The sequence below is a fragment of the Frankia sp. R82 genome, from assembly GCF_023716925.1.
Taxonomy (GTDB): Bacteria; Actinomycetota; Actinomycetes; order Frankiales; family Frankiaceae; genus Frankia.
This window is the reverse complement of the sequence record NZ_JAMQQG010000027.1, coordinates 40,936-48,503: the sequence shown is the minus strand read 5'-3', so window position 1 is coordinate 48,503 and position 7,568 is coordinate 40,936. Positions and strand designations below refer to the sequence as shown.

Below are 7,568 nucleotides of genomic sequence, written 5' to 3'. Positions count from 1 at the left end.
GGCCCGCGGAGCCGGCGAGTGCGGCGCGGCGCGCTGAGCGCTGGGACTCGTCGGCGACGGCCTGCGCGACCCCGCCAGGACCGAGGCGGGCGGCGGCGAGCCGATCCGCTCCGGCAAACGGCCCGGCATGCCGGGAGGCGACTCCCATCAGCACGCCCAGACACACCAGCACCACGACCGTGGCGGCGCGTGGCGCACGCCCGGTGAACCGTGGCCGACCAGCCACCAGTCGCGCGTCCGAGCGTGGCGGTACGGCTGTTACCTCGCCAACCATGTCCCGCAGAATCCTCCCGTCTCCCATGGATCAAGACCATTTTCGGCGATTCCGGCAGGTCTTCGACCATCGCAGTTGTCGTCGTCGCGCCGCACGGTACGCGGGCAGTGGCACCCCGGCGGGCACGTTGGCCGACGCGGGCGCGATCTCGTCGGCGATCTCGTCGGCGATGGCGTCGGCGAACAACGGACCACGGGCCGTCGAGTTCGGTAGGCAATCGGCACACGCACAGATCCACTGTCTACGCTGGTGCCCAACGTGGGATCGCCACCCCTGAACGGGGCGAAGCGCAGGGCGGTCGCTGCGCCGTCCATGCCTGGCCAGTCGAGGAGTACCGCCGTGCCCGAGTCACGACGCCGCAAGCCGAAGAAGCAGACGTCGAACGCCAGCGGAAGTCAGACCCGGCGCAAGCCGCCGTCGCCGCCGTGGTTCGGCGGGCTGATCCTCGCGCTGTTCCTGCTCGGCATCGCCTACCTGCTCGTCTACTACTTCTCCAACGGCGGCGTGCTGGGCATGGAAAGCCTGGGGGGGTGGAACATCCTCATCGGCTTCGGGTTCGTCGTCATCGGGCTGGCCGTCTCCACCCAGTGGCGCTGACTGCGCGCCGGTGGCTACCCGTAGTGGCCACAGTGCCGGGTGTGGGCGGATCGATCCGCATTCACAGGCAGGTCCGCGGGGCAAGCGATGCTGTGGCGACTTGCACGGCTGTCATCTATCCACAACCGTTGTCCACAAGTGTGGATATCACCCTTGAGGGTGAGATCAATGGATAGTGATGTTATGACCACTAATCGTGATCTCATTGCGGGGATCTCGCCCTACGAGGAGATCATCGGCTTCTCCCGGGCGGTGCGGATCGACGATCGGATCCTGGTCAGCGGCACCGGTCCGGTCCAGCCGGACGGTGGTGTCCCGCCGGATGCGGCAGCGCAGGCCCGGCGGTGCTTCGAGCTGATCGGGGCGGCCCTGGCGCAGGCCGGCGCCAGCCTCGAAGACGTGGTGCGCACCCGGATGTACATCACCTCGGGTGCCCATGCGGCTGCCGTGGGCTCGGTGCACCGCGACCTGTTCGAGGGCGCCCGCCCGGCGGCGACGATGGTGATCGTCGCCGGACTGCTGGACGACCGTTGGGTCGTCGAAGTTGAGGCAGAGGCATTCCGTCGAGGTGGCGGGAAGTAGCTCAGGCCAACCTGGTGGATCAGGCCAACCTGGTGGACCGGGCCGACCTGGTGGACCGGGCCGACCTGGTGCACGCTGGCCCGGTCAGCGGGCCAGGACGGCGGCACGCAACCGAGAGACGGTGTCCTCGGCCTGGTCGTCGCCGACCAGCAGACGGCGGAACTCGGCCCCCGGGCGTACCTCGACGACGACGGCGGGCCGGCCGCGGTACACCGCCGCGAAATCCCTGCCGTCCCGGGACCGCCAGGTGCCCAGCGCGATCACCCCGGGCAGGCCGGTGCCGGGCAGCCGCCACCCCCGCAGTTCGCGGAACGGCTCATGCGACGTGCGCACGTCGAGCACCTCGTCAAGTGCGACGGAGACGTCGCCGCGCAGTGCACCGAGCCGTTCCAGGCCGCTGAGCACAACCTCGACCCGCTTGTCCCTAATCTCCAGGCTGGCCATTCGTTCACGTTAGCCGTCCGTACCCGCACCCCGAGCCCAAAGGCGACGACGCCCACGGCGGAAACGTCAGGTGGAGGGGGACGGGCGGGCGTAGGCTTCGGCGTCCTCGGCCCGGATGACGTACATCACCGCGTTGATCAGAGCGAGGTGGGTGAACGCCTGGGGGATGTTGCCGAGGTGGCGACCACTGTGCGGGTCGATCTCCTCGGCGTAGAGGTCGAGCGGACTCGCGAGGCTCAGCAGCCGCTCGCACAGCTGCCGGGCCCGGGCCAGCTCACCGATCTCCACCAGTGCGGACACCAGCCAGAACGAGCAGATCAGGAACGCACCCTCCGCGCCGGTAACCCCGTCGTCGGTCTCCTCGGTGCGGTAGCGCAGCACCAGGCCGTCCTCGGTGAGTTCCTCGGCGATGGCGAGCACGGTGGTTTTCACCCGCTCGTCCGCGGCGGGCAGGAAGCCCAGCAGCGGCATCAGCAGCAGCGACGCGTCCAGCGCCGTCGAGCCGTAGAACTGGGTGAACACGCCGCGGTGGTCGACGCCGTGCTCGCAGACGTCGGCGTGGATCTCCTCGGCGATGGCCTTCCAGCGGGCCGCGGTCGGCAGGTCACCGCGCATCTGGGCGAGGCGGCGGCCACGGTCCAGCGCCACCCAGCACATCATCTTCGAGGCGGTGAAGTGCTGCAGCGCGCCGCGGACCTCCCACATCCCGCAGTCCGGTTCGCGCCAGTGCGCGGCGGCGGCCTCGACCAGGCGCACCAGCACCGGCCACAGCCGTTCCGACAGGTAGTCCCGGGACCGGGTGTGCAGGTACACCGAGTCCAGCACGACTCCCCACACGTCATGCTGACGTTGCAGGGCGGCAGCGTTGCCGACCCGCACCGGAGACGCGCCCTCGTAGCCGGACAGATGGCCGAGGATCTCCTCGTCGATCCGCGGCTCGCCGCCGACCCGGTACATCACCTGGATCTCGTCGTCGTGTTCGGCGACGTCGGCGATGAACGAGAAGAAGTCGTTTGCCTCGTAGTCCAGGCCCAGGGTGTAGAGGCCCCACAGGGCGAAGGTCGAGTCGCGCAGCCAGCTGTACCGGTAGTCCCAGTTGCGTTCGCCGTGCGGGGTCTCCGGCAGGGACGTGGTGGCCGCCGCCAGCAGCGCACCGGTCGGCGCATAGGTCAGGCCCTTCAGGGCGAGGGCGCTGCGCTGCAGGTGACGCCGCCACGGATGGTCCGGGAACATGCCGCGCGACAGCCACTGGCGCCAGAACTGGGTGGTGCGTTCCACCGCGTCGCAGGCCTGCGCGTAGGTGTCTGGCAGCAGGGGATCCTCGGCCCGCCAGGTCAGCGCGACGAACGCCGTGTCGCCCTCACGCAGGGTGGTGCGGGCCAGCGCCCGGCGGCCGTCGAAACCGAGCCGCAGGTCGGTGCGCAGCCGTAGCGTGACACCGGTGCCGGCATGCCCGATGACGCCGGCGGAGTAGTCCTCGGCCTCGTACTCCCACGACTCGGCGTGCCGGCCGTAGTCGAAGTTCGGCTCGCAGACCAGGCTCAGGTCGACCGATCCGTGCTCGCAGCGGGCCAGCCGCAGCAGCACGTGGTCGGCATCCCAGTCGCTCGGCGTGCGCCGATGGGTGTTGGACCGCCGATGGGTGCGGTGCCAGGGGCCGACGACCAGACAGTCGGTGACGATCAGCCAGCCGTTCGGGGTCTGCCAGGTCGTCTCGAGGATGTTCGTCCCCGGCAGGTAGCGCCGTCCGGCCGGGATCTGGGTGCGGTCCGGGCCGAACCGGAACCCGCCGGCCGAACGGTCCAGCACCGCGCCGAACACACTCGGTGCGTCCGGGCGCGGCACGCACATCCATTCGACGTTTCCGCTGGGCGCCACCAGGCAGGACGTCTCACAGTCCGACAGGAATCCATACTCGGCGATCGGCGGGAACGGACTGCCCCCACTGCGCCGCACCGGAGCCTGCGCCATCCGGTCCTCCTGCCCACCCCGGAGTTCCTGATCATGAACAGCCACAACATCCACTCCACCCCGCCACCCAGATTAGACACATTGCGTGATGGCGAGATTGCGAATCGTAGCCGATGTGGCGGGTGGCGCAAGGACCAGGCCACGACGGGCGGAGCGGACCACGACGACCGGACGGGGGTGTGGTTGCGTGATGGGATGACTCCAGCTGACCCGCCCTCCCCGACCTCCGGTGCCGACGCGGCATCGGGCCCGGACCCGGCTTCGGGGGCGGCTTCGGATTCGGGGGCGGACTCGGCATCGTGGTCGCCGCCGCTGTGGCGGGTGGCGCTCTACGCCGCCGGCTGCGCGCTGGTGGCGTTGGTCGCGGCGATCGGCTCGCTCGCCGCCCGGCTCGAGCAGCTCGATGGCGCCGGCCGGCTGCTACTCGGCGTGGTCGCCGCCGGGCTCGGCGTTCTGGCGGTGCGGGATCTGCTGGCCCGTCCGACGCTGCGGGTCGACCCGGGCGGCCTCGACCTGGTCGACGGTCTACGGCGCCGTCAGCTGCCGTGGGCGGCCGTGCTGCGGGTCCGCGCCGGCACCGTCACCCACAACCGGCGCGCGGTGCATCTGCGCACCCTCGAAGTGGAGACGATCGACGGGCCGATCCTGCTCACCCGCCGCCAGCTCGGCGCCGACCCGGGCCCGATCGCCGAGCGCATCGAACGGATCCGCCTGCGCTCGCACTGACCTCTCGACCTGGCCTCAGGTCAGCGCTCAGGTCAGCGCGGACGATTTGGCGACCGCGGCCAGCAGCAGCACCACGATGATGCCCACCACGCCGCCGGCCTGCAGCCGGGCGTGCCGCGGCGGGACGTGGGCGTAGAGCAGGCCGACCAGGACGCCGACGGCAAGCCCACCCAGATGGCCCCACTTGTCGATGCCACTGAGAGTGAAGGTGATCGCGAGGTTGATGCCGATGACGACGAGGATCTGGGTCGAGTCGATCCGCAGCCGGCGAGCGATCACGTAGTAGGCGGCGAAGAACGCGAAGATGGCGGTGGAGGCGCCGACCGAGAACGTGGACAGGCCGCCGAGCAGATAGCTCAACGTGTTGCCGCCGACCGCGCCGGCCACGAACAGTCCCAAATACCGGGCTCGGCCGAGCAGCGCCTCCAGCTGGAAGCCCAGCAGGAACAGCGCATACATGTTGAACAGGATGTGCAGCACACTCGCGTGCAGGAAGGCCGCGCTCAGCAGCCGATAGTACTGGTCGTCGGCCGCGATGCGATATCCGTCCATCGCGAACCGCTCGGTGAAGCCGTTGTACCGGTCGCTGTTGCCGAGCCCGGGCGCGCCCTGCAGGAAGTAGGCGACGACGCAGATCGCGATGAGGCTCTGGGTGACCAGCGCCTGCCGGGCCTGGCCCACCCGACCGCCGAGCACGGTCCGCGGGTCCCGCTGGCCGGTCCGCCCACCGCCACCGGCCTGACCGGCGGACGCCCGGCCCTGCCCTTCCTCCGGGCAGTGGAACCCGACGGCGGCCGGGCGCATGCAGTCCGGGCAGATCGGTCGGCCGCACCGCTGGCAGGTGACGTAGGTCTCCCGGTCGGTATGCCGGTAGCAGTGCGGCACGACCTGGCCGGCCGGACCAGACTGACCGTCCGGACCGGCGGGTTGGGGCGGCGGTGTCCAGCCCTGCCGGCCGGGCGGCGGCCCGACACTCGGCCGCCAGCCCGGCGACGATCCCCCGGAGCCGCTCGGGCCGCCCGGGTCCGGGCCCGGCTCGCTGGCCGACTCCGGCGGTGCGCCCATCGTCACTACCCCTGTATAAAGCCCGAGCCGGCAGTCCGTCAGGCCTGGCGGCGATCGACGACGATCTCGGAAATCACAATGTCCGTCTTCGGACGGTCCTGCGCGCCGGTCGGCGCCTTGGCGATCGCGTCCACGATCTCGGTGCCGCGGACGACCTCGCCGAAGATGGTGTGCTTGCCGGTGAGCCACGCCGTCGGCGCCACCGTGACGAAGAACTGCGAACCGTTCGTCGCCGGGCCGGAGTTCGCCATGGCGAGCAGGTACGGCCGGGTGAACGCGAGGTCCGGGTGGAACTCGTCGGCGAACTTGTAGCCCGGGCCGCCCCGACCGGAACCCAGCGGGTCACCGCCCTGGATCATGAAGTCCGGGATGACCCGGTGGAAGATCGTCCCGTTGTAGAGCGGGGTGCCCGACCTGCGCTCACCGGTCGACGGGTCGACCCACTCCTGCTCGCCGGTCGCGAGCCCGACGAAGTTACGGACGGTCTTGGGAGCGTGGTCGGGGAACAGTCGGATCTCGATGTCCCCCTGAGTCGTCCGCAGCGTCGCGTACAGCTCCTCGGCCATGGGTCTCTCTTCTCTTCAGGTCGGGTCTGTTCGGTTCAGGTCTGTTCGGGTCGGGTTCGACGTCCGCCCGGTTCGGGTTCGCCCGGTTTGTGTCCGCCCGGTTCGGGTCCGCCCGGACGGCACCCGGGCCGGTACCGATCGTATGCGCCTGGCGCGTCCACGTTCCGCGAGTCCACGGTTGCCGGTAGTCCGGATACGCCGACGCCGGCCATCCAGGCACGGCGACATGGCGGTCCGACCGGTCGCCGCCGGCGCACGCTACCGGCAGACGCCCGCTACCGGCAGACGCCCGGACTCGACGGGACGCCACCGCACGCCCCGGGACGCACCGCCGCCACGTCGGTCAGGACGGCGTGACACGCCTGGCAGACGACTTCGGGTTGGAGAGGCCGGGTGTCGGGGTACGGCACACTGCACAGATCTTGACCCGCCCAGCTCCCAGCTCACCATGAACGGCAGACAGGGAAGGACGCCATGAGTACGACGCTGAAGGACCGTATCTCGCACGTCACCGACACCGCGCCGGTCAGCGGGATCTCGGACGCCGCACGCCACGCCGCCGACACCGCGGGGACCGCCGCACACCGGGCGGCGAGCATCACCGGCGGCACGGCCAGCACCGCCGCCTCGGCCACCCGGGACGCCGGGCTCAGCGTCGCCCACCTCGTCTCCGATGCGTCCGGTTCCGCGGCACGCAGCGGCGCCGCAGCCGGGCGGACCGCGGGCAAGGCCGCCGGCAAGGCCGTGAAGGCCTCCGGTCGGGCCGGACGCAAGGTGGAAAAGGCCCGCTCCCGGGCCGAGCTCACCGCCGAACGGGCCCGGGCGACCGCCGAGATCCGCGCCGAGCGGCAGCGTTCCCGTCGGGCCGTCGCGGCCGAGACCAAGGCACGCGTCGAGGCGGACAAGGCCCAGCAGATCCTCGAAAAGCGACTGGCGAAGGTCGAGACGAAGCTCGCCAGGGTGCACAGGCACCGCCGTCGTGGCGTGCTGACCCTGGCCCTGCTCGGTGCGGGTGCCGCGGGGACCGTCGCCGCGCGCCGGTACCTGGCGCAGCGGGGCAGCGAGGCGCTCGGCACCGAGGCGGAGCCGATCCCGGCCCCGCTCGCCACGCCCGCCACGTCGTCCAGCACCAGCGGCACCAGCGGCACGAGCACCAGCGGCACCAGCCCGCTGACCGCCGGCACCTTCGACGATCGCCTGCGTGCCTCGTCAAGCAGCCTCGAGGAGATGCCGGGGGTGGACACCTCGCGCAGCGAGATCAGCCGTCCGGGCCCGCGCTGACCCGTCTCGGCGTCCTGCCGGTGACCGGATAGATCCGCAGGTCCGGCGCTCGCCGGGGCACC

Annotated in this window: 8 protein-coding genes and 1 pseudogene; 4 read left to right on the top strand and 5 right to left on the bottom strand. The window is 71.1% G+C overall.

The annotated features are described in order from the left end of the window. Positions 1-274 (bottom strand): annotated as a pseudogene (locus ND747_RS08045) (hypothetical protein); the annotation flags it as partial. A gap of 339 nt (positions 275-613) precedes the next feature. On the opposite strand from ND747_RS08045, the gene ND747_RS08040 reads away from it, so the two are divergent. Both ND747_RS08040 and ND747_RS08035 read left to right on the top strand, forming a co-directional pair. Next, positions 614-871: a cell division protein CrgA gene (locus tag ND747_RS08040; protein WP_251732851.1), complete on the top strand. Its 258-nt coding sequence runs from the start codon at positions 614-616 to the stop codon at positions 869-871. Between the two features lie 183 nt (positions 872-1,054). Beyond that, positions 1,055-1,453 carry a RidA family protein gene (locus tag ND747_RS08035; protein ID WP_251732850.1) on the top strand — a complete coding sequence of 133 codons (399 nt, stop codon included), beginning with the start codon at positions 1,055-1,057 and terminating at the stop codon, positions 1,451-1,453. 84 nt (positions 1,454-1,537) lie between these two features. On the opposite strand, the gene ND747_RS08030 is transcribed toward ND747_RS08035, so the two are convergent. Together ND747_RS08030 and ND747_RS08025 are read right to left on the bottom strand one after the other, a co-directional pair. After that, positions 1,538-1,897 carry a hypothetical protein gene (locus ND747_RS08030; RefSeq protein ID WP_251732849.1) on the bottom strand — a complete coding sequence of 120 codons (360 nt, stop codon included), beginning with the start codon at positions 1,895-1,897 and terminating at the stop codon, positions 1,538-1,540. Between the two features lie 66 nt (positions 1,898-1,963). Then, positions 1,964-3,868 carry a glycoside hydrolase family 15 protein gene (locus tag ND747_RS08025; protein ID WP_251732848.1) on the bottom strand — a complete coding sequence of 635 codons (1,905 nt, stop codon included), beginning with the start codon at positions 3,866-3,868 and terminating at the stop codon, positions 1,964-1,966. A 195-nt stretch (positions 3,869-4,063) separates the two neighbouring features. Between ND747_RS08025 and ND747_RS08020 the strand changes: the two genes are divergently transcribed. Continuing rightward, a complete protein-coding gene (locus ND747_RS08020; protein ID WP_251732847.1) occupies positions 4,064-4,594 on the top strand; it encodes a PH domain-containing protein in 531 nt (176 codons plus the stop codon). Between the two features lie 27 nt (positions 4,595-4,621). On the opposite strand, the gene ND747_RS08015 is transcribed toward ND747_RS08020, so the two are convergent. Next, positions 4,622-5,659 (bottom strand): rhomboid family intramembrane serine protease, encoded by a 1,038-nt coding sequence (locus tag ND747_RS08015; protein ID WP_251732846.1) that lies wholly within the window; start codon positions 5,657-5,659, stop codon positions 4,622-4,624. 38 nt (positions 5,660-5,697) lie between these two features. Then, positions 5,698-6,225, bottom strand: a complete 528-nt coding sequence (locus ND747_RS08010) for a peptidylprolyl isomerase (protein ID WP_251732845.1) — start codon at positions 6,223-6,225, stop codon at positions 5,698-5,700. A gap of 474 nt (positions 6,226-6,699) precedes the next feature. On the opposite strand from ND747_RS08010, the gene ND747_RS08005 reads away from it, so the two are divergent. Next, positions 6,700-7,506: a hypothetical protein gene (locus ND747_RS08005; RefSeq protein WP_251732844.1), complete on the top strand. Its 807-nt coding sequence runs from the start codon at positions 6,700-6,702 to the stop codon at positions 7,504-7,506. The last annotated feature ends 62 nt before the right edge of the window (positions 7,507-7,568 follow it).

Coding starts and splice junctions, on each gene's coding strand:
- ND747_RS08025 (WP_251732848.1), bottom strand. CDS start 3,868: ATGGCGCAGGCTCCGGTGCGGCGCAGTGGGGGCAGTCCGTTCCCGCCG.
- ND747_RS08020 (WP_251732847.1), top strand. CDS start 4,064: ATGACTCCAGCTGACCCGCCCTCCCCGACCTCCGGTGCCGACGCGGCA.
- ND747_RS08035 (WP_251732850.1), top strand. CDS start 1,055: ATGACCACTAATCGTGATCTCATTGCGGGGATCTCGCCCTACGAGGAG.
- ND747_RS08005 (WP_251732844.1), top strand. CDS start 6,700: ATGAGTACGACGCTGAAGGACCGTATCTCGCACGTCACCGACACCGCG.
- ND747_RS08010 (WP_251732845.1), bottom strand. CDS start 6,225: ATGGCCGAGGAGCTGTACGCGACGCTGCGGACGACTCAGGGGGACATC.
- ND747_RS08030 (WP_251732849.1), bottom strand. CDS start 1,897: ATGGCCAGCCTGGAGATTAGGGACAAGCGGGTCGAGGTTGTGCTCAGC.
- ND747_RS08015 (WP_251732846.1), bottom strand. CDS start 5,659: ATGGGCGCACCGCCGGAGTCGGCCAGCGAGCCGGGCCCGGACCCGGGC.